Below are 20506 nucleotides of genomic sequence, written 5' to 3' on the forward strand. Positions count from 1 at the left end.
CGGATCAGGCGCGCCAAGACGCCTGACCGGAGAGCGAGGAGGGCGACCGGACAACCACGCTTCCGTGACGTGGCCGGACGCCGCAGCCAAGACTCCGGGCGACTGCCAACATTGCGCAGGGTCGTCCGAGATGCCGAGGTAAGTTTATGCCCGATGAGACGCTTCACCTGCCTCTGATTCAACGTGTATTGGAGCGCGAAAAGGACACCCCCGGTGCCTTGCTGCCGATTCTTCATGCCATCCAGGAGGGTTGCGGGTACGTTCCCGACGCCGCCGTCCCGGAGATCGCCCATGCCCTCAACCTCAGCCTGGCTGAAGTGCGCGGGGTGATCAGTTTCTACCACGATTTTCGTACCACGCCGCCCGCGCGCCATACCTTGCGTCTGTGCCGCGCGGAGTCGTGCCAAAGCATGGGGGCCGAACAGCTGGCTGCCCAATTGCGCGAACAGTTGTCGCTTGACGATCACGGCACCAGCGCCGATGGCAGCATCAGCCTGCGGCCGGTCTACTGCCTGGGCGCCTGTGTCTGCTCGCCGGCCCTGGAGCTGGATGGTCAGTTGCACGCACGGCTGACGCCTGAGCGCCTGCGTGAACTGGTCAATGGCTGCCTGGAGGGAGGCACATGCTGAAGCTCTGCATTCCCCGCGATTCGGTAGCCCGTGCCGTCGGCGCGGACACGGTGGCCGTTGCGCTGATGCGCGAGGCCGAGCGTCGGCAGTTGCCGCTGGAGGTGCAGCGCACCAGTTCCCGTGGCCTCTATTGGCTGGAACCGCTGCTGGAGCTGGAAACCACCAGCGGCCGGCTGGGCTTCGGCCCCGTCACACCGGCGGACGTGCCTGGGCTGCTCGACGCCCTGGCAGGCGACCCCGGCAACCATCCATTGGCCCTGGGGCTGGTGGAGGAAATCCCCTATCTCAAGAGCCAACAGCGCCTGCTGTTCGCTCGCGCCGGTATCACCCGGCCGCTGTCCCTGGATGACTACCGCGCTCATGGCGGCTTCCAGGGCCTGGCTCGCGCCATTCAACAGGATGGCGTGCAAGTGGTTGCCAGCGTGCTCGACTCGGGTCTGCGCGGCCGGGGCGGTGCGGCGTTCCCGGCGGGCATCAAATGGCGCACCGTGCGCGATGCACCGGGTACGCAAAAATATGTGGTATGCAACGCCGACGAAGGTGACTCGGGCACATTCGCCGACCGCATGCTGATGGAAGGCGATCCTTTCCTGCTGATCGAAGGCATGATCATTGCCGGTATCGCCGTCGGCGCCACCATGGGCTACATCTACGTGCGCTCGGAATACCCCGATGCTGTCGCGACGTTGAACGACGCCCTGGGCATCGCCCGCGAGGCCGGCTACCTGGGCGCCAACGTGGCGGGTAGCGGCTGCGCCTTCGAGCTGGAAGTCCGGGTGGGCGCCGGTGCCTACATCTGCGGCGAAGAAACCGCCTTGCTGGAATCCCTCGAAGGCAAGCGCGGCACAGTTCGCGCCAAGCCACCGTTGCCTGCGCTGCAAGGCCTGTTCGGGCTGCCGACCCTGGTCCACAACGTGCTGACCCTGACTTCGGTGCCGGTGATCCTGGAGAAGGGCGCCCAGTTCTACCGCGACTTCGGCATGGGTCGTTCCCTGGGCACGATGCCGTTCCAATTGGCCGGCAACATCCGTCATGGCGGCCTGGTGGAACGCGCCTTCGGCCTGACCCTGCGGGAGCTGGTGGAAGAATATGGTGGTGGTACCGCCAGCGGTCGGCCATTGAAGGCCGCCCAGGTGGGTGGCCCGCTGGGCGCCTGGGTGCCGCCTTCACAATTCGACACGCCGCTGGACTACGAGGCGTTCGCCGCCATGGGCGCGATGCTCGGCCACGGCGGCGTGGTGGTGGCCGATGACAGCCTGGACATGGCCCACATGGCCCGTTTCGCCCTGCAATTCTGCGCTGAAGAATCCTGCGGCAAATGCACGCCGTGCCGGATCGGCTCCACCCGTGGAGTGGAAGTGGTGGACCGACTGCTCGCCAGCACCGATGCCGGTGCCCGCCAGGAACAGGTCCTGTTGCTCCAGGATCTTTGCGACACCCTGCAATACGGTTCGCTCTGTGCCTTGGGTGGGATGACGTCCTATCCTGTCGCCAGCGCCCTCAAGCATTTCCCTGCCGACTTCGGTCTGGCGACCACGGAGGCCGACCAATGATCAATATTTTCGATCCCGCCAGCGATATCGACCTGGGCACCCCGGAACGCGAAAGCGAGGTGCAGGTCAGCCTGAGCATTGACGGCCGCGAAATCACCGTTCCCTCCGGGACTTCGGTGATGCGCGCCGCGGCATTGCTCGGCACCACCATCCCCAAACTCTGCGCCACCGACAGCCTGGAGCCGTTCGGCTCTTGCCGCATGTGCCTGGTGGAGATCGACGGCATGCGCGGCTATCCGGCCTCGTGCACCACGCCGGTCACCGAAGGCATGGTGGTACGCACCCAGACGTCGCGACTCGCCGGGCTGCGGCGGAACGTGATGGAACTGTACATCTCCGACCACCCGCTGGACTGCCTGACGTGCTCGGCCAACGGCAATTGCGAATTGCAGACGGTGGCGGGGCAGGTCGGCCTGCGTGAAGTGCGCTATGGCTACGAGGGTGACAACCACCTGGCCGAAACGAAGGACGTTTCCAACCCTTATTTCGACTATGACCCGAGCAAATGCATCGTCTGCAACCGCTGCGTGCGTGCCTGCGAGGAAACCCAGGGCACCTTCGCGCTGACCATCACCGGACGCGGCTTCGATTCGCGCGTGGCGGCCGCTGGCGGCGACAACTTCCTCGACTCCGAATGCGTGTCCTGCGGCGCTTGTGTGCAAGCCTGCCCGACGGCCACGCTGATGGAAAAAAGCGTGGTGGAAATCGGTCAGCCGGAGCGCAGCGTCATCACCACCTGCGCGTACTGTGGTGTCGGGTGCTCTTTCCGTGCGGAAATGAAAGGCGACCAGCTGGTGCGCATGGTCCCGGACAAGAACGGCCAGGCCAACCATGGCCATTCCTGCGTCAAGGGTCGTTTCGCCTGGGGCTACGCCACCCACCCGGATCGCATCACCAAGCCGATGATCCGCAAGCACATCAACGATCCGTGGCAGGAAGTCAGCTGGGACGAAGCCGTCAATTACGCGGCCAGTGAATTCCGCCGCATCCAGCTGAAGTACGGACGCGATTCTATCGGCGGCATCACCTCCAGCCGCTGCACCAACGAAGAAACCTACCTGGTGCAGAAGCTGGTGCGTGCCGCTTTCGGCAACAACAACGTCGACACCTGCGCGCGGGTCTGCCATTCGCCGACCGGTTATGGCCTCAAGCAGACACTCGGCGAGTCCGCCGGCACTCAGACCTTCGACTCGGTGATGCTGGCCGACGTGATCCTGGTGATGGGCGCCAACCCCACCGATGCCCACCCGGTATTCGGTTCCCAGCTCAAGCGTCGCCTGCGCCAGGGCGCACGGCTGATCGTCATCGACCCACGGCGCATCGACCTGGTGGATTCGCCCCATGCCCGTGCCGAGCTGCACCTGCAGCTTCGCCCAGGCACCAACGTGGCGATGCTCAATGCACTGGCTCACGTGATCGTCACCGAAGGACTGGTCAACCAGCCTTTCGTCGACGAGCGTTGTGAAGCGGCGGAATTTGCCCGCTGGCGTGACTTCGTCAGCCTGCCGGAGAACGCGCCCGAGGTCTTGGGCCCGGTCTGCGGCGTGCCTGCCGAGCAGATCCGCGCCGCCGCGCGGCTCTACGCCACGGGTGGCAACGCGGCCATCTACTATGGCCTCGGCGTGACCGAACACAGCCAGGGCAGTACCTCGGTGATGGGCATTGCCAACCTTGCGATGGCCACCGGCAACATCGGCCGCGAAGGTGTCGGCGTGAACCCGCTGCGTGGACAGAACAACGTGCAGGGTTCCTGCGACATGGGCTCGTTCCCCCACGAACTGCCCGGTTATCGCCACGTCTCCAACGAGGTGGTACGCGCCCAGTTCGAGCAGGCCTGGAACGTGACCCTGCAACCCGATCCGGGGCTGCGCATTCCGAACATGTTCGAGGCGGCGCTGGATGGCTCCTTCAAGGCACTTTATTGCCAAGGCGAGGACATCGCCCAGAGTGACCCGAACACCCAGCACGTGACTGCGGCCCTGAGCGCCCTGGAATGCGTGGTGGTCCAGGACATCTTCCTCAACGAGACGGCCAAGTTCGCCCACGTATTCCTGCCGGGCAGTTCGTTCCTCGAGAAGGACGGTACGTTCACCAACGCCGAGCGCCGCATTTCCCGGGTACGCAAGGTGATGGAGCCCCTGGCCGGCAAGGCCGACTGGGAAGCAACCATCGCCCTGTCCGAGGCCCTGGGTTACAAGATGGACTACAAGCATCCTTCCGAAATCATGGATGAGATTGCCCGCCTGACGCCGACCTTCACCCGGGTCAGCTACGCCGAACTGGATCGCCATGGCAGCCTGCAATGGCCGTGCAACGATGAGGCGCCGGACGGTACGCCGATCATGCACATCGAGCAATTCGTGCGCGGCAAGGGGCGCTTCATGCTCACCGGCTACGTGCCGACCGATGAGAAGGTCAACAGTCGCTATCCATTGCTGCTGACCACCGGGCGTATTCTCAGCCAATACAACGTGGGTGCTCAGACCCGACGCACGGAGAACGTTGCCTGGCACGAGGAAGACCGGTTGGAGATCCATCCGACCGACGCCGAGAACCGCGGTATCGTCGAGGGCGATTGGGTCGGCATCGGCAGCCGTGCCGGGCAGACGGTGCTGCGCGCCAAGGTCTCCGAGCGAGTGGCGCCGGGGGTGGTCTACACCACCTTCCACTTCCCGGAATCGGGTGCCAACGTGATCACCACCGACAACTCGGACTGGGCCACCAACTGCCCGGAATACAAGGTGACGGCGGTGGAAATCGTGCGGGTCAGCCAGCCTTCGGAATGGCAGAAACGCTACCAGGCCTTCAGCGATGAACAGGGGCGCCTGCTGCGCGAACGTCGTCATGCCGAGAAAGCCGAGGTGCGTCGATGAGTACCGAAAGCCTGATCAAGATGGCCAACCAGATTGGCCAGTACTTCTCCAGCGAGCCGGACAAGACATTGGCCGTGAATGGCGTGCGCCAGCATATCCAGAGTTTCTGGACGCCGGTCATGCGCAATCAGCTGATGAAGTGGCAGGTGGAGAACCCGGGCGATAGCCTGCACCCACTGGTGCAGGCGGCATTGAGGGAGTCGTAGCGGATGGTTCGGTGCACCGCCCCGGTGGGGTTGTGCACCGATCAGTTGCCGCTCAGTTGACGGTGATGAAGGGGTCCCAGCTGTACTCCTGACTGGATTTCAGGTTTTGGTCCAGCAGGACGAAGGTAATGGTGTAGGAGAGTTTGCCTTTGTTCACGGCCAGGGCCGGCCATAAAGTGTATTGCACTGGGGTTGAGGAGTAGCCGCCCTTGGCATTTGGATCTATGAAGGGCACCACGCCAGGGAGGGTGGCAGGAGGGTCGATGGTGATGCTACCCAAGTAATCACCGCCTACCTTGGAGGTTTGTTGCACCGCGGTAATCATTGCGATGCGGTCGAAGTTTCGTGACAGGGTCGTGGCACGCCAGCGAATGTTGTCGCCGGAGTTGACGTCGAACCATAGCTCGTCGCCACCGTTCAAGCCATCGCCGCTGGCGTGGCTGTCGATCAGATCGCGATTCACCAGCATGGAAACCGACTTCGCTACATCGTTGTGGGCCAGCAGGTAGTCGGCATCAATGGTGACAAGTACATCAACCGTTCGGGTCGCGCTAGACATCGAATTGCTCCTTTATCCATATCCATGTTGACGTCAACGACCGCGGGTGTCCGGGCACCCGGTCCCTGGGTGCGGTCCTGGGAGGAACGATAGGTGATGGCTCAATGGAGTCAAATTTTCGTTTTTTTGACAGTCGTTAAGCGAAGCGAAACGTGGCAGAGGTATTTTCTTGATTTGGCTCTGATCCGGGCACGGTTCTGACGTGTGTCGGGTGATTGTCCTGCGCTGTTAGTGGGAAAAAGCTGACAGCAATTATCGGCAGTATGGCAATAGAGGCTTGTTAGGTTCAGGATGTACACAGCTATTGCGTACCCACCGGGCCCTGTGGGAGCCGGGCTTGCCCGCGATGGCGGGGGTACATTCAGAATTGCTGCCAGCTGACCCACCGCCATCGTGAGCAGGCTCGCTCCCACACTGAATTGGGGGTGTACGCAGCTTTTGCATACCCACTAGACCCTGTGGGAGCGAGCCTGCTCGCGATGACGTCAGCACATTCAGAGTTACGGCCAACTGATCCACCGCTTTCGCGAGCAAGCTCGCTCCCACCAGAGCATCGTCACTCGCGCAACGCTCGAAAGAATGCCCGGATATCCGCCGCCAACAACGCCGGCTGTTCCAGCGCCGCGAAGTGACCACCCCGTGGCATCGTGGTCCAGCGTTCCACCGTACAGCACCGCTCCACCCAGCTTCTTGGCGGCATGGGCAGTTCCTTGGGAAACAGCGCAACCCCAACCGCAGGCTTCACCCGCTCCCCACTGTTGAACTGCAACGGTCGCTTGCTGCCTTCCACGTACTGACGAAACGACGAGCCGATACAGTTCGTCAGCCAGTAGAGCGTCACATTGGTCAGCAACCAGTCACGGTCGATGGCCGGATCGGTATCACACCAGGCCAGCAGTTTTTCCCCCATCCAGGCCAACAGTCCGGCCGGTGAGTCGTTCAAGCCCACGGCCAGGCTCTGGGGTTTGGTTCGTTGCAGGTGGGCGTAGGCGCCTTCGGTATCGCCAAATGCCGCGGCGCGCTGGAGGAAAAGCGTTTCATCCGCTGTCTGCGGTGGCTCGGTTTTGCCCAGGGGAGGGCGGTAGGAGCCCGGAATGTAATTGAGATGAATCCCTGTCACCTGCTCGGGAAACCGCACACCCAGCCAGGTCGAGACCCCCGCGCCAATGTCCCCGCCCTGGGCGCCAAAGCGCTCATAACCCAGCCCGCCCATCAGCTCCTGCCACAACCCGGCAATCGCATGGGGCCCCATGCCCGCTTGCATGAACGGCGCGGAAAAGGTGTAGCCCGGCAGCGACGGCACCACCACATGGAACGCGTCCGCCGGGTCGCCACCGTGACTGGCCGGGTCCGTCAGTAGCGCAATGATGCGCTGCATCTCGATGAACGAACCGGGCCAGCCATGGGTCAGGACGAGCGGCATCGGATCCGGCCCGACGCCACGTTGATGAACAAAGTGCACCCGCTGCCCGCCGATGTCGGCAACAAACTGCGGCAAGCGATTGAGCTCAGCCTCCCGCGCGCGCCAGTCGAACCCAGTCGACCAGTAAGCAAGCAGATCGCGCAGCACGTCCATGTCCATGCCTTCGCTCCAGCCTTGATCGAGCAACGGCTCGGGCAGCCGTGTATTGCGCAAGCGATGGCGCAGGTCTTCCAGGGCGCGCTCGGGGATGTCGAGGGAGAAGGGTTCGATGAGCATGGTCTGGGCCTGGTTACTTTGTATGGGCTGGTGACATCTTATGACGCAAGCCAACTACCAGGCGGGCTCAACGCAAACGCGATACCTGATCTCCCGATCAAACGAGTCCTCAGGGTTCTCATAAGCTTCAAGCGTTTCCAGAAACCCCATCTGCTCCAGACCCGCCAGGTCTTCGAGCGACCATCCAAACGGAAAGTCGCTGGAGACGTCTTCGCCCCGGCATTCGACCCAGTGGTAGACCCCGAATGGGATGTAGCCGAGCCACTCCGACTGATAGACGATTTCGTTGGATTTATGGGCCTTCACCACTGCTGTGATCAAGTCTTTGATGATTGCCTGACGGTCATTCATGGTGCCTGCTCATTTCGTTCACTGGCCTGCCGGTCGGCCAGGACCGGTTATAGGTGCGAACGCCGCTCTTGTCAAAAGACACGGTCCTGGTCGCGTACATTTGAAATGTACGGCGTTGCTCGCCAGAATCGCAGCCCGATCCGGCCAACGCTGTCGGACGTGTGGGGTGAGAGAGGGTGCGATTGAACGAACAGACATTGTCCATGCGCCTGGAGCGGGTGGCGGCGCAGGTGCCGGTGGGTGCGCGGCTGGCCGATATTGGCTCGGATCACGGTTATTTGCCGGTGGCACTGGTGCGCCGTGGCGTCATTGTCGCGGCGGTGGCCGGGGAGGTGGCGATGACGCCGTTTCGCTCGGCTGAACGGACGGTGCGGGAAAATGGCCTGGAGCCGTGGATCACCGTGCGTCTGGCTGACGGCCTGGCGGCCATCGAGCCGGGAGACGGGATCACCGCGGTCAGCTTCTGTGGCATGGGCGGCGAGACGATCCGCGACATCCTCGACCGCGACCAGTCACGCCTGAGCGGCCGGGAGCGCCTGATTCTGCAACCCAATGGCGGCGAGCAGCCGCTGCGCCTGTGGTTGATGGAGAACGGCTACCGCATTCTCGGCGAGGAAGTGCTGCGGGAAAACCGCTTCGACTACGAAATCATCGTCGCCGAGCGCTCCGGGCCGGTGCTGTACACCGCCGAGGAACTGTACTTCGGCCCGCTGCTGCTGGGCGTGCGCAGCTCCGCATTCCTGGGGAAATGGCAGCGCAGGTTGCGCCAGAAACAGAAGACCCTGGCGGGCTTCTGTCGGGCGCGGCAGGCCGTGCCGGAGGACATGGTGCAGGATCTTGTCCGGCAGATCCGGTGGATTGCCGAGCTGCTGGCTTGAGCTGGCATTGATAACCAGGCACCGGACCCTGTGGGTGCCTGCTCGCGATGAGGGCTGTGTGTTCGACATCGCCGTCACTGATCACCCACGAATACGAATGTGCGGCGTGACCGACATCCCCACCCGCAGTTTCGCCGTTGCCGGCTGGTCGGGTTCGATGCGGATGCGCACGGGCAGGCGTTGGACGATCTTCGTGAAATTGCCCGTAGCGTTGTGTGGGGCGATGGCGGAGTAGCTGACGCCGCTGGCGGGCCCCAGGCTTTGTACGGTGCCTGTCAGCGTTTCCCCCGGCAGCGCATCCACTTCGATGTCCACGGCCTGGCCGGTTTGTACCCGGGCCAGTTGTGTTTCCCGGAAGTTGGCGGTGATGTAGACCGCATCGAGCGGCACAATCGCGAGCAAGGGTTTGCCGGCATTGACGAACGCGCCGACGCGCACGGATTTTTCCCCGATCGTGCCATTGATCGGTGCGGTGATGCGGGTATAGGACAACTTCAGTTCGGCAATGGCCTGCGCGGCTTGGGCGTGGGCGAGGGTGGCCCTGGCCTGGTCCAGGTCGGCCTTGAGAATGTCCACCTGTTGCCGGGCCGCCTGCAGGGCTGCCTGGCTTTTTTCCAGGCCGGCCTGTTGCACGCTCAGTTGCGCTTCTGCCTGTTGCTGGGCCTGCACGGTGCCGGAGCCGTCGGCGGCCAGGTTGCGATAGCGGGTGTGGTTGACCTTGGCCAGCTTGAGCGCGGCGTCGTCCGCGGCGACTGCGGCCTGGGCCTGGCGAATGACGGTCTGCTGCTGGATCAGGCGTGCTTGCAGGTTGGCGATACCGGCCTGGGCGCTGGCGACCTGGGCCTTCGCTACATTCACGGAGGCGACGAAATCCCGGTCGTCGATGAGCGCCAGCAAATCCCCTTTCTTGACGGGCTGGTTGTCTTCGACGAACACCGTTTCGATCGTCCCCGATACCTGCGGCGCTACCGTAGTGAAGTCGGCGTGGACATAGGCATCGTCCGTCGATTGGGTCGAGGCGTTGGACTCGGAGCGATTGAGATAGAACACGCCGCCAATGGCCACGGTGAGCAGCAGCGTCGCACTGATCCGGGCTTTCTTCGGTAAGGCCATGATGAGTTACCCGTGTGAGAGAGAAGGAGGCGTCAAGGCAGGCGCTGGGATGTAGGTCAGCCGTAGCACCAGGGGAATCATCAGCAGCGCCAGCACGCCCAACACCCGATAGGCGTCAGTGATGGACAGCACCAGCGACTGTTGACTGACGATGCCCATCAGTGCTGGCGGTTCAGGTACGACCAGGGCGTTACCGGCCAGGGCCGCTTGATCCAGCAGCATTTCCCCATGGAAACGGCCGCGCACGGTCATGAGCTGGCCGATGACCGCCGCGCCAAACAGCGAACCAAAGGCTCGTAGCGTGTTGATGGTGCCGGACACGTAAGGACCTTCGGGGGGCTGCACCACGCTGGTGATCAGGAACAGCATCGACACCACCGCCATCGGTTGTCCCAAGGCCTGCAGCGTTTGCGCCAGGACGAACTGGTCGCGGTTCCAGTCGGCGGTCAGTTGTGCACCGCACAGGCACGCCAGGGCGATCAGCGACAAACCCGAGGCGAACACGATGCGTGCATCGACCCACTTGCGGTACAGCAATAGCGCCACAACAGGCCCCAGTACCAGTTGTGGCAACGCGACGATCAACCCAATCGAGGCCATCTGCAGCGGACGATAGTTCTGCAACGGGCCGAGATAACTGGCCGGTAGCAATGAGCTGGATAGCAGTACCACCAGCAATGACAGAAACAGAATGCAGCCCAGGCCCAGGTTGCGGCGCCCGAGGATCTGCAGCTTGATGAACGGCGAGGGGTGATACCACTCGGTCAACAAGTACACCGTCATCAGGGTCAGGCCCATCAGCAGGGATGCGGTGATCAACGGCGAGTGAAACCAGTCCAGTCGCATGCCCTGGTCCAGTGCGACGGTGATCAGGCCCAACGCCGGTACGCCGCAGGCCATGCCGGGCCAGTTGGCCTGGCGAAAGCGCGGGGTCTGGATGGGCTCCCGGGGCAGTCCCCAGGCGATCAAACCGGCGGCGATGAACGCCAGGGGGATGATCTGCCAATACACCCAGCGCCAGTCGTGCAGCCCATCCGTCCAGTTTCCCGCCAGCCAGATGGACAGGTTGGGCGCGAAGGTCGCGGTCATCGCATACAGCGCCAAACCATACAGTCGTATGGCCGGCGGCAGGAATTTCAGGGCTGCCATCATCAGCAAGGGGATCGTCGTGCCGCTGGCGATGCCCTGGGCAAAACGCAGGGCCAACAAAAGCTCCAGGTTGTGGATCAACGGCAAGAGCAAGGCGAGCAGAGTGCAAACAGAGAGCATCCACAATTCGAAGCGCCGCAGCGACAAGGTCAGGGCGAACCAGGCCGAAAAGGGCATGGCGATCAGTTCTCCGGCGCTGTAGGCCGTAGTCAGCCAGGAGCCGTCGTCGAAACCCAGGCCCAGAGCACCCCGGACATCCGCCAGCGCCAGGGCACCGACCCGGGTGTTCAACCCGGCCATCATGGCCGCGAGGAAAATGCCGACAAGGCCGACCAACGGCCGGAGGGAGGATTGGGGCCGGGGCGCTGCGTCAGCCGCTGCGCTGGCCGGCGACACGGCGGCGACGTTCATTGTTCGCCCTCCGGATCCCAGCCACCGCCCAAGGACTTGTAGAGATTGACCACGGTGAGCGTGGCGTCGGTGGTGCTGGCGTTGAGGCGGGTCTGACTGGCAAGCACGTTGAGTTGTGCGGTCAGCACGCTCAGATAGTCGGCGGCGCCTTGCTGATAGCCGCGCTCGGCTGCATGCAGGGCCTGCTGGTTCTGCTCGAAGGACGTCTGCAGTTCGTCGTGTTGGCGCTGTTGGGCGGCCCAGGCATCCAGGGCATTGTCCACTTCGTGCCAGGCCCGCAGCACCGTTTTGCGGTACGCAAGGGCGGCGCTTTTCTGCCGCGATTCATTCAACTCCAGGCGCTGGGTCAGTCGACCGCCCTGGAAAATCGGCAGGTAAACCGTCGGGCCGATGGAGAAGGTGTGTGAATCCCAGCTGCTGAGGTCGCCGCTGTTGAAGGCTTCCACGCCGAGGCGTCCCTTGAGACCGATCCGTGGATAGAAGTCGGCCTTGGCGACGCCGATGGCAGCGGTCGCGGCATGCAGCCGTGCTTCGGCGCGCAGGATGTCGGGGCGCCGGCGGGCCAGTTCGGAAGAAATTCCGACCGGTATGCGGCTGGGCAGCGTCGGCAAGGGCATCGCCGGGCCCAGTTGGGCGTCGAGCGTGCGAGGTTGCTCGCCCAGCAGCAACGCCAGTGCGTTCATCTGGGCATTGCGGCGCTGGCCCAGTTCCGGCAGCAGGGCCTTGATCGTCGCCAGTTGCGCGCGAGCGGTCGCGGTTTCGAAGTGGGTGGCGACGCCATTGCGCTCGCGGCTTTGCGCCAGGCCCAGGGTCCGCTCGGCGACGGAGAGGTTTTGTCGGGCGATGGCCAACTGCGCCTGGGTTCCACGCAGTTGCAGATAGGTTCGGGCCACTTCGGCGGACAACGCGACCCGGGCCGCTTCGCGGTCATACACGGTGGCTTCCAGGGTCGCCGCGGCGCCTTCACGAGCCCGTCGGGCCCGGCCCCATAGATCGATTTCCCAGCTGGCGTCAAAGCCAAGCTGCCAGAAATTGGTGGCGTCGGTAGGGGCACCCAAGGCAGCGAACTTGCCGTTTTCGCTGAGGGCCTCGCGGGTGTAGCTGGCGTAGGCACCCACATTGGGTTGCAACTGCGATGAGGTGATGCCCAATTGTGCCCGGCTCTGTTCGATGCGCTCGGAAGCCATTTGCAGATCGAGGTTGCCGACCTGGGCCCGTGATTGCAGCCGGGCCAGCGTTGCGTCGTTGAACAGCAGCCACCACTGAGATGGAACCGCAGCGCTGGAAACGCGGGGGACACCGGCATGCTCGGGCCGGGGCGTCAGTTGCACGGTGTCGAGGTCGTGCCCGGGTTTCGTGAAGTCGGGACCGACCATGCAGCCCGCCAGGGAAACGGCTCCCATGCCGATAAGGCCGATACTGAATCGTCTCAGGACGCGTTGGGGTGACTTGAAAAACGCCGACATAGCCAGTTACCCGGAAGGTTCACGGGCGAGCCGCCCGCCGTGAGTCCATGCTATTGAGGGCTGCTTGCGGACGCACTTCTACATCGGTTCAGAAAAACCATACGTCGGTGGCGACGGATTATACGAAGGTATGAGCAGGGGTGATCAGTGCCGTTGGCTGAGGGCGGTTTCGATACACTCCAGCAACTGGTCGGCTTCACAGGGTTTTGGCAGGCAGGCAATCAGACCAGGGGTGCCGACGCCCAGTTGCGAGACTTTTCCGGGGTAGGCGGTGATGAAAATGGTGGGTATCCTGAAACCCATCGCACCGAGTCGCTCGTGCAGCTCCACGCCACTCATGCCGGGCATCTGGATATCGGACACCAGGCAGTTCGTCCCGGCGGGGCCGGCGTTGTCGAGGAAGTCCAAGGCGCTGCAATAGGTGCGGACGGCATAGCCACTGGAGCGCAACAAGCTTTTGAGGGCGGCCCGAACGGATTCGTCATCATCGACGACTGCAATGGTTTGCGTGTTGCGTAGCTGGGTGTCTTCCATAAGGGTCGCTCGTGACAGCGCCTGTCGTGAAATACACGATACGCGGTCTCACAAGGCGCAGAAGTATACCTACGTATGACCGGTTAAGACCAAAGGGTCGTTTCGTTCTGCTCAATGCAAGCCGATGGAAAACAGCATGCAAATATTATGGGACGATGGTGAGCGTACCTTCTGTCGGCAACTGCGTTCGGGCGCGGAGGGCAAGTATTCTGTACTGGTTGCCCGACCCGCTGGCGAACAACCTCGCCCCGGCTGCCTGGGCCGCCTTGCTCATGAATTCGGCCTGAAGGACGAGCTGGAGAGCACCTGGGCGGTGCGACCGCTGGAGATGTTGCGCGAAGGTGCCCAGATGCATCTGGTGCTTGAGGACCCGGGCGGCGTACCGCTCATGCAACTGCTGATCGCGCCTATGGAAACCGCCACGTTCCTGCGCCTTGCCGTGGGCATCGCCGTGGCATTGGGCAAGCTGCATCGACAGGGTCTCGTCCATAAGGACATCAAACCCAGCCATATCCTGGTCAACTGCACCGACGGCCAGGCCCGGCTCACGGGTTTCGGCCTTGCCTCGCGCTTGCCCCGGGAGCGGCAGGCGCCCGAGACCCTGGCCGGCACGCTCGCCTACATGGCGCCCGAGCAGACCGGGCGGATGAACCGCTCGATCGATTCGCGCAGCGACCTCTATTCCTTCGGCGTCACCCTTTACCAGATGTTGACCGGCTCGCTGCCGTTCACCGCGTCCGATCCCATCGAGTGGGTGCACTGCCATATCGCAAGGAAGACCTTGCCGCCCAGCGAGCGGGTCGCCACCGTCCCCGAGATGCTGTCTCTCATAGTCATGAAGCTGCTCGCCAAGACCGCCGAGGAGCGTTACCAGACGGCTGCCAGTGTCGAGCATGACCTGCGGCGGTGCCTGGCGGACTGGCAACAACAGGGCCGCATCGCTGCCTTTACCCTGGGCGAACACGGCGCGTCGGATCGGCTGCTGATTCCGGAAAAACTCTATGGCCGTGAGCAAGAGGTCGACACCCTGGTCGCCGCGTTTTCCCGGATCGTTCAAAGCAGCTCACCGGAGCTGGTGCTGGTCACCGGTTACTCGGGCATCGGCAAGTCTTCGGTGGTCAATGAGTTGCACAAGGCGCTGGTGCCGCCGCGAGGCCTCTTCGCCAGCGGCAAGTTCGATCAGTACCGGCGCGATATTCCGTATTCGACTCTGGTGCAGGCATTCCAGAGCCTGGTGCGTACATTGCTGGGCAAGAGTGACGCAGAGCTGGCGACGTGGCGTGATGCCTTGCAGGAAGCGCTGGACGCCAACGCGCGGCTGATGACCGACCTGATTCCCGAACTCAAACTGATCATCGGCGAGCCGCCGCCGGTCACAAGTCTTGATCCACAACAGGAGCAACGTCGCTTCCTGCTGGTGTTCCGGCGCTTTATCGGAGTGTTCGCCCGTGAGGACCATCCGCTCGCGTTGTTTCTCGATGATTTGCAATGGCTCGACGCGGCGACCCTCGACCTGTTGGAGGACCTGCTCATCAGCTCCGATGTGCGACACCTGATGCTCGTCGGCGCCTACCGCAGCAACGAAGTGGATGTCCTGCACCCGCTGACCGCCAAGCTCCAGGCCATCCGCAGCGCCGGTGGCAAGGTCAGCGAGATCAGCTTGACGCCGCTGGCCAAGTCGCATGTCGAGCAGTTGATCACCGAGGCGCTGCAGGACGAGTCCTCACGTATCGAGCCCCTGGCGCAGCTGGTGCTGGATAAAACCGCCGGCAATCCGTTCTTCGTGATCCAGTTCCTGCAGGCGCTCGCCGAGGAACATCTGCTGACCTACGACCATGAGGCGCGGCAATGGTGGTGGGACCCGGATCGTATCCACGCCAAGGGCTATACCGACAACATCGTGGACCTGATGGTCGGCAAACTGGTGCGCCTGCCGGAGGAAACGCAGCAGGCCCTGCAGCAACTGGCGTGCCTGGGTAACGTGGCTGACCTCAAGACGCTTTCGACTGCCCTGGACATTCCGCAGGAGCAGCTCAGGACCGTGCTCTGGGAGGCGATTCGCCAGGAGCTGGTGGAGCGATTGGACGGCGCCTATCGGTTCGTTCATGACCGCATCCACGAAGCGGCCTATTCGCTGATCCCCGAGGATTCACGTGCCGAGGCCCACCTGCGCATCGGACGCCTGCTTGCCGCGCAAACGTGCGAACAGGAACGGGACGAGGCGATTTTCGAAATAGTCGGCCAACTCAACCGTGGTGCTGCGTTGATCACCGACCTGGGCGAGCGCGAGCAACTGGCGCAATTCAACCTGATCGCCGGGCAGCGGGCCAAGGCCTCGACGGCCTATGCTTCGGCGCTGAGCTACTTCATTACCGGGATGCAGTTGCTGGATGAGGAGTGCTGGTCCCGTCGCCATGAACTGATGTTCGCATTGATGCTGAGTCGGGCCGAGTGCGAGATGCTGACCGGGCAACTGGAAGTGGCGGACGCGTGCCTGACCGCCCTGGCGGATCGCGCCACGACGGTGATCGAACGGGCCCGCGTTGCCTGCCTGCTGATGGATGTCTATTTGCTCCTGGACCGCAGTGACGGCGCAGTTGCGGTCTGCCTGGCCTATCTGCGGCATGTGGGCATCGAATGGTCGGCGCATCCGAACGACGCTCAGGTTCGCGAGGAGTATGAGCGCATCGGCTCGTTGCTCGGCGAGCGGGCTATCGAAGAGCTTATCGATCTGCCGCTCATGGACGATCCGACGTCCCTCATGACGCTCGACGCGTTGGGCAAACTCTTCGCGCCGGCCTTGCAAAGCGACGGCAACCTGGCGGATCTGTTGATCTGCAAAGCGGTCAACCTGAGCCTGGAGCGGGGCAACTGCGACGCATCTTGTGTGCTCTATGCCAATTTCTTCCGGGTCGCCGGCCGGCGCTTCGGTGACTACCAAATGGGGTTCCGGTTCGGCCAGCTCGGTTGTGCCCTTGTCGAGCAACGGGGCCTGACGCGCTTCGAGGCCAGCACCTACCTGTGCTTCTCGTGTTTTGCCGTGCGCTGGATGAGGCCGGTGGGGGAGTGTCGCGACCTGCTGCGCCGCTCCTTCGCAGCGGCGAACCGGATTGGCGATCTGCCCTACGGTGCCTATGCCGGCAACAACCTCGTCGCCGACCTGCTGTTCGCTGGCGAGTCGCTGCATGACGTACAAGGCGAGTCCGAACGGGGCCTGGCGTATGCAAGAAAGGTGGGATTCGGACTGGTCACCGATTTCATCGTCACGCAACTGACGCTGATCCGAATGCTCCGTGGCGAGACCCCCACCTTCGGTCGCCTGGACGACGGTGAGTTGAGCGAGTCTGTCAGCGAAGCCCACTTGTCCAGTAACCCGGACCTGGTGTTGGCCGAGTGTCTGTACTGGGTCCGCAAACTACAGGCGCGCTACCTGGCCGACGATGCCGAGGCCGCCGTCGAGGCGGCGGCCAAGGCCCACCGGCTGCTCTGGGTTTGCCAGGCGTTCTGCGAAGAAGCCGAGTATCACTTCTATGGTGCGTTGGCCAGGGCCGCCCGCTGCGACAGCGTCTCGCTGGACGAGCAGGCGCAGCACTTGATCGCCATGGCGGTCGACCACCAGTGGCTCGAGGCCTGGGCCCGGCAATGTCCGGAAAATTTCGCCAGCCGCGCCGCCCTGGTCGGTGCCGAGATCGCCCGGGTCGAGGGGCGGGTGATCGACGCCGAGCTGCTCTACGAACAAGCCCTGGACGCCGCCCAGGCCAGCGGCTTTGTCCATGTCGAAGCGCTTGCCAATGAGCTGGCCTCGCGTTTCTATCGGGCGCGCGGCTTCGGCAAGATCGCCCGCGTCTACTTGCAGGATGCCTGTTACGACTACCTGCGTTGGGGCGCCGATGGCAAGGTGCGACAGCTTGAGGACACGTTCCCCGCACTCAGGACCGACGAGCCTGCGCCCGGTCCGACCACCACGATGGCGACACCGGTCGAACACCTTGACCTGGCCACGGTGCTCAAGGTCTCCCAGGCCGTGTCGGGCGAAATCGTCCTGGAAAAACTGGTCGACACAATCATGGGCACCGCGATCGAGCAGGCCGGTGCCGAACGTGGCTTGCTGATTCTGTTGCAGGACGGCGAACAGCGGATCGCTGCGCAGGTGACTGCCGGCGGCGCCACCACGCAGCTGCGACATGCGCCGGTGAGCGCAGCGTTATTGCCGGAGTCGGTTCTTTATCATGTTTTGCGCACCCGCGAGAGTGTGGTGCTGGACGATGCCCTGGTCGAAGCGCCGTTTGCCACGGATCCCTATATCCGTCAGCAGCACGTCCGTTCTGTCCTGTGCCTGCCGCTGACCAACCAGGCCAAGCTCGTCGGCGCGCTCTATCTGGAAAACAACCTGGCGCCCCAGGTCTTCAGTCCTGGCCGGATCGCCGTGTTGAAGCTGGTGGCCTCACAGGCCGCGGTTTCCCTGGAGAATGCGCGCCTGTACCGCGAGGTCGCCGAGCGCGAAGCGAAGATCCGCCGCCTGGTGGATGCCAACATCATCGGCATTCTCGTCTGGCACGCCGATGGACACATCATCGAGGCCAACGATGCGTTCCTGCGCATGTTGGGGTACCAGCGCGAAGACCTGGCCTGCGGCGGCCTGCGCTGGAGAGACCTGACCGTGCCGGAGTTTCGTGAACTCAGCGACCGCTCTTTGGCGCAGGCGTTGCTGACCGGACACGCCCGGCCCTACGAAAAGGAATATTTCAGGAAGGATGGCAGCCGCTTGCCGGTCATTGTCGGCCTGGCCCTGTTCGAAGCGGGTAGCAATGAGGGGGTTGCCTTCGTATTGGACCTGACCGAACGCAGGCAGGCGGAAGAAAAAATCCGTGAAAGCGAACGCCGCTATCGCGAGGTGCAAACCGAACTGGCCCATGCCAACCGTGTGGCGACCATGGGGCAATTGGTGGCTTCCATCGCTCACGAAGTCAATCAGCCGATCGCCGCCGCCATTCTCAACGCCAATGCGGCATTACGCTGGTTGAACGCCCAGCCACCGGACATCGACGAGGTCCGGCCGGTGCTGGAGCGCCTTATCCTCGACGCCAACCGAGCGGCGGATGTGCTGGGCCGGATTCGTGGGCATATCCGCAAGGCGCCGCCACAGAAGGGCCCGGTGGACATCAAAGCGGCCATCGAGGAGATGATCGAGTTTACCCGTGGCCAGATCATCAAGAGCGGCGCCTCGATACAGACACAACTCATGAACGGCTTGCCCTTGATTGAAGGCGACCGCGTAGAGCTGCAGCAGGTGCTGCTCAACCTGATCATGAATGCATTGGAAGCCATGGGCAGTGTCAGTGCCGGCGAGCGGCGGTTGGTGATCTGCGCGACGCTGGACGAGACGGACTGCGTGCTGGTCAGTGTGAGCGATACGGGCCCGGGGTTCGCCTCGCAAAGCACCGACCTGGTATTCACCTCGTTTTACACCACCAAGCCCACCGGCCTGGGGTTGGGGTTGTCGATCTGTCGCTCGATCGTCGAGGCCCATGGCGGTTGCCTGAGGGCGATCGCCAACCCGCCGCGCGGCGCCACCGTTCAATTCACGCTGCCCATCGCGCCCCTTTGAGGGCGTTGGCTTAGGCTCTGCATGAAAAGCCTAATACTTAGGTTTAAAGGCCATATATCAATCGGTCACCCAAACCAACCCACGTACAAATGAAACGCGATAACTCCCGGCGATATATTCCCCATCAAGGACTGCGGAGAATGTGTCGTGAACAACTTGACCGCCAGAGCAGCAGAGCAACTGTCATCTCTTCGTTCGATAGCGCTGATTTGCATGGCGCTCATCACGACGAGCGCTTTCTATCGCTTGAGCATGCCGATAGCCGAGCGTCACGGGTTCGCCGAGCCACGCCACTGTCACTCACGTCCGGCGCGCCTGGCGGAGGTTTCATTGCGGCCGGTCGATATCGAACAGCCTGCGGGTCACCTGCCGATAGGCGCACACTTGGTCAGCCCGCGTCGGTTCTACCTGCATCATGGGATCTATCTGGGCGGAGCAGACGTTGCCCACTATTCGGGATTCAGCGGTTCGCTCCGGCCGGGTCCCATCGAAGTGACGGATCTTGAGCATTTTGCCAACGGCAAGCCGGTCTGGATGCTTCAGGAACCCTGCAAATATTCCAGCGACGAAGTCGCTGATCGGGCGCGTTCGAGATTGGGTGAAAAGCAATACCGGGTCTTCTTCAATAACTGCGAGCATTTCTGCAGCTGGTGCACCAGCGGAGAAAGCTACAGTGCCCAGGTCGACGCCTGTTTCCATCGTCCCCATGCTCTGTTCGCGTTGATTTGCGCACTGGAACCCCACTGGGTGGCCTAGTGGCCTGTGCTAGAATTTTTTCCGTCCAGCCAAGAGGATCGTGCATGAACGGTAGTCCCTCGTCCCATGAGCCGGGCAGCAAGGATTCCATGGTGTTCGTGGTGGATGACGATGCCTCCATTCGCGATGCATTGAGCAATCTGCTGCGCTCGGTCGGGATTCGCGTCGAGACGTTTGCGTCCACTGCGGAGTTTCTCCAGCAACCGAAGACGGATTGTCCCAGTTGCCTGGTCCTCGATGTGCGACTGCAGGGCAGCAGTGGCCTGGACTTCCAGCGCCGGATGGCGGAGTCGGATTCGACTATTCCCATCATCTTCATCACCGGCCATGGCGACATCGAGATGTCGGTCAAGGCGATGAAAGCCGGCGCCGTGGATTTCCTGGCCAAACCCTTCCGCGAACAGGATCTGCTGGACGCGGTGACCGCCGCACTCCAGGCAGACACCAGGCGTCGCGAAATCCGGCAGCAGTCTGCCGACCTGCATGCCCACTACCAGACACTGACCGCCCGGGAAAAAGAGGTGATGGCTTTTGCGGTCAAGGGTCTGATGAACAAGCAGATCGCCGGGCAGATGAACCTGAGCGAAATCACCGTGAAGATCCACCGCGCCCACGCGATGAAGAAAATGCACGCCAAATCGTTCGCCGACCTGGTTCGAATGGCTGAGTCGCTGGGTATCGGGCCGAATCGCTGAACCTGTGGGCACCCGGTAATCTGCGT

Annotated in this window: 15 protein-coding genes; 8 read left to right on the top strand and 7 right to left on the bottom strand. The window is 62.9% G+C overall.

Translation table 11 applies throughout. The features are described from left to right. Nucleotides 1–146 precede the first annotated feature (146 nt). Genes FBY02_RS18630 through FBY02_RS18645 form a run of 4 tightly spaced genes read left to right on the top strand, consistent with a single transcriptional unit; the run spans nucleotide 147 to nucleotide 5261 of the window. Nucleotides 147–629, top strand: coding sequence for a formate dehydrogenase subunit gamma (locus FBY02_RS18630; RefSeq protein WP_144929705.1), 483 nt, complete (start codon nucleotides 147–149; stop codon nucleotides 627–629). Continuing rightward, a complete protein-coding gene (locus tag FBY02_RS18635; protein ID WP_144929706.1) occupies nucleotides 623–2182 on the top strand; it encodes an NADH-quinone oxidoreductase subunit NuoF in 1560 nt (519 codons plus the stop codon). The genes FBY02_RS18630 and FBY02_RS18635 overlap by 7 nt, the downstream gene beginning before the upstream one ends. Next, complete coding sequence (fdhF, locus tag FBY02_RS18640; protein ID WP_144929707.1) at nucleotides 2179–5055, top strand: formate dehydrogenase subunit alpha; 2877 nt, start codon at nucleotides 2179–2181, stop codon at nucleotides 5053–5055. Before FBY02_RS18635 ends, fdhF begins: the two co-directional genes overlap by 4 nt. Continuing rightward, a complete protein-coding gene (locus FBY02_RS18645) occupies nucleotides 5052–5261 on the top strand; it encodes a formate dehydrogenase subunit delta (protein ID WP_144929708.1) in 210 nt (69 codons plus the stop codon). The genes fdhF and FBY02_RS18645 overlap by 4 nt, the downstream gene beginning before the upstream one ends. A 52-nt stretch (nucleotides 5262–5313) precedes the next feature. Here the strand turns inward: FBY02_RS18645 and FBY02_RS18650 are convergent, their stop codons facing one another. The 3 genes from FBY02_RS18650 to FBY02_RS18665 form a co-directional block, all read right to left on the bottom strand. Further along, complete coding sequence (locus FBY02_RS18650) at nucleotides 5314–5820, bottom strand: AidA/PixA family protein (RefSeq protein ID WP_144929709.1); 507 nt, start codon at nucleotides 5818–5820, stop codon at nucleotides 5314–5316. Between the two features lie 556 nt (nucleotides 5821–6376). After that, nucleotides 6377–7519, bottom strand: a complete 1143-nt coding sequence (locus FBY02_RS18660; RefSeq protein WP_144929711.1) for an epoxide hydrolase family protein — start codon at nucleotides 7517–7519, stop codon at nucleotides 6377–6379. Between the two features lie 54 nt (nucleotides 7520–7573). Then, nucleotides 7574–7870, bottom strand: coding sequence for a hypothetical protein (locus FBY02_RS18665; RefSeq protein ID WP_144929712.1), 297 nt, complete (start codon nucleotides 7868–7870; stop codon nucleotides 7574–7576). Nucleotides 7871–8052: 182 nt separating this feature from the next. On the opposite strand from FBY02_RS18665, the gene FBY02_RS18670 reads away from it, so the two are divergent. Further along, nucleotides 8053–8748 carry a tRNA (adenine(22)-N(1))-methyltransferase TrmK gene (locus FBY02_RS18670; RefSeq protein ID WP_306085254.1) on the top strand — a complete coding sequence of 232 codons (696 nt, stop codon included), beginning with the start codon at nucleotides 8053–8055 and terminating at the stop codon, nucleotides 8746–8748. An 81-nt stretch (nucleotides 8749–8829) separates the two neighbouring features. Here FBY02_RS18670 and FBY02_RS18675 read toward each other — a convergent pair whose 3' ends face one another. The 4 genes from FBY02_RS18675 to FBY02_RS18690 form a co-directional block, all read right to left on the bottom strand. After that, entirely contained in the window at nucleotides 8830–9861 is a 1032-nt protein-coding gene (locus FBY02_RS18675; RefSeq protein ID WP_144929713.1) for an HlyD family secretion protein, read from the bottom strand. A gap of 6 nt (nucleotides 9862–9867) precedes the next feature. Further along, complete coding sequence (locus FBY02_RS18680) at nucleotides 9868–11421, bottom strand: MFS transporter (protein WP_144929714.1); 1554 nt, start codon at nucleotides 11419–11421, stop codon at nucleotides 9868–9870. Continuing rightward, the gene (locus tag FBY02_RS18685; protein WP_144929715.1) at nucleotides 11418–12887 is read right to left on the bottom strand and encodes an efflux transporter outer membrane subunit; all 1470 of its coding nucleotides are present in this window, start codon (nucleotides 12885–12887) and stop codon (nucleotides 11418–11420) included. Before FBY02_RS18685 ends, FBY02_RS18680 begins: the two co-directional genes overlap by 4 nt. A 144-nt stretch (nucleotides 12888–13031) precedes the next feature. Next, entirely contained in the window at nucleotides 13032–13421 is a 390-nt protein-coding gene (locus tag FBY02_RS18690) for a response regulator transcription factor (RefSeq protein WP_144929716.1), read from the bottom strand. 136 nt (nucleotides 13422–13557) lie between these two features. On the opposite strand from FBY02_RS18690, the gene FBY02_RS18695 reads away from it, so the two are divergent. The 3 genes from FBY02_RS18695 (at nucleotide 13558) to FBY02_RS18705 (ending at nucleotide 20480) form a co-directional block, all read left to right on the top strand. Then, nucleotides 13558–19029, top strand: a complete 5472-nt coding sequence (locus FBY02_RS18695) for an ATP-binding sensor histidine kinase (protein ID WP_144929717.1) — start codon at nucleotides 13558–13560, stop codon at nucleotides 19027–19029. A gap of 147 nt (nucleotides 19030–19176) precedes the next feature. Then, the gene (locus FBY02_RS18700; RefSeq protein WP_256662537.1) at nucleotides 19177–19785 is read left to right on the top strand and encodes a lecithin retinol acyltransferase family protein; all 609 of its coding nucleotides are present in this window, start codon (nucleotides 19177–19179) and stop codon (nucleotides 19783–19785) included. A 44-nt stretch (nucleotides 19786–19829) separates the two neighbouring features. After that, complete coding sequence (locus FBY02_RS18705; RefSeq protein WP_144929718.1) at nucleotides 19830–20480, top strand: response regulator transcription factor; 651 nt, start codon at nucleotides 19830–19832, stop codon at nucleotides 20478–20480. Nucleotides 20481–20506: the final 26 nt, after the last annotated feature.

It is taken from the genome of Pseudomonas sp. SJZ078 (genome assembly GCF_007828255.1).
GTDB lineage: Bacteria > Pseudomonadota > Gammaproteobacteria > Pseudomonadales > Pseudomonadaceae > Aquipseudomonas.

Excerpts from the sequence above, each read along its gene's own strand:
- FBY02_RS18690 (WP_144929716.1), bottom strand. The coding sequence starts at position 13,421 with ATGGAAGACACCCAGCTACGCAACACGCAAACCATTGCAGTCGTCGAT.
- FBY02_RS18645 (WP_144929708.1), top strand. The coding sequence starts at position 5,052 with ATGAGTACCGAAAGCCTGATCAAGATGGCCAACCAGATTGGCCAGTAC.
- FBY02_RS18675 (WP_144929713.1), bottom strand. The coding sequence starts at position 9,861 with ATGGCCTTACCGAAGAAAGCCCGGATCAGTGCGACGCTGCTGCTCACC.
- FBY02_RS18630 (WP_144929705.1), top strand. The coding sequence starts at position 147 with ATGCCCGATGAGACGCTTCACCTGCCTCTGATTCAACGTGTATTGGAG.
- FBY02_RS18650 (WP_144929709.1), bottom strand. The coding sequence starts at position 5,820 with ATGTCTAGCGCGACCCGAACGGTTGATGTACTTGTCACCATTGATGCC.
- FBY02_RS18705 (WP_144929718.1), top strand. The coding sequence starts at position 19,830 with ATGAACGGTAGTCCCTCGTCCCATGAGCCGGGCAGCAAGGATTCCATG.
- fdhF (WP_144929707.1), top strand. The coding sequence starts at position 2,179 with ATGATCAATATTTTCGATCCCGCCAGCGATATCGACCTGGGCACCCCG.
- FBY02_RS18635 (WP_144929706.1), top strand. The coding sequence starts at position 623 with ATGCTGAAGCTCTGCATTCCCCGCGATTCGGTAGCCCGTGCCGTCGGC.
- FBY02_RS18660 (WP_144929711.1), bottom strand. The coding sequence starts at position 7,519 with ATGCTCATCGAACCCTTCTCCCTCGACATCCCCGAGCGCGCCCTGGAA.
- FBY02_RS18695 (WP_144929717.1), top strand. The coding sequence starts at position 13,558 with ATGCAAATATTATGGGACGATGGTGAGCGTACCTTCTGTCGGCAACTG.
- FBY02_RS18685 (WP_144929715.1), bottom strand. The coding sequence starts at position 12,887 with ATGTCGGCGTTTTTCAAGTCACCCCAACGCGTCCTGAGACGATTCAGT.
- FBY02_RS18665 (WP_144929712.1), bottom strand. The coding sequence starts at position 7,870 with ATGAATGACCGTCAGGCAATCATCAAAGACTTGATCACAGCAGTGGTG.
- FBY02_RS18680 (WP_144929714.1), bottom strand. The coding sequence starts at position 11,421 with ATGAACGTCGCCGCCGTGTCGCCGGCCAGCGCAGCGGCTGACGCAGCG.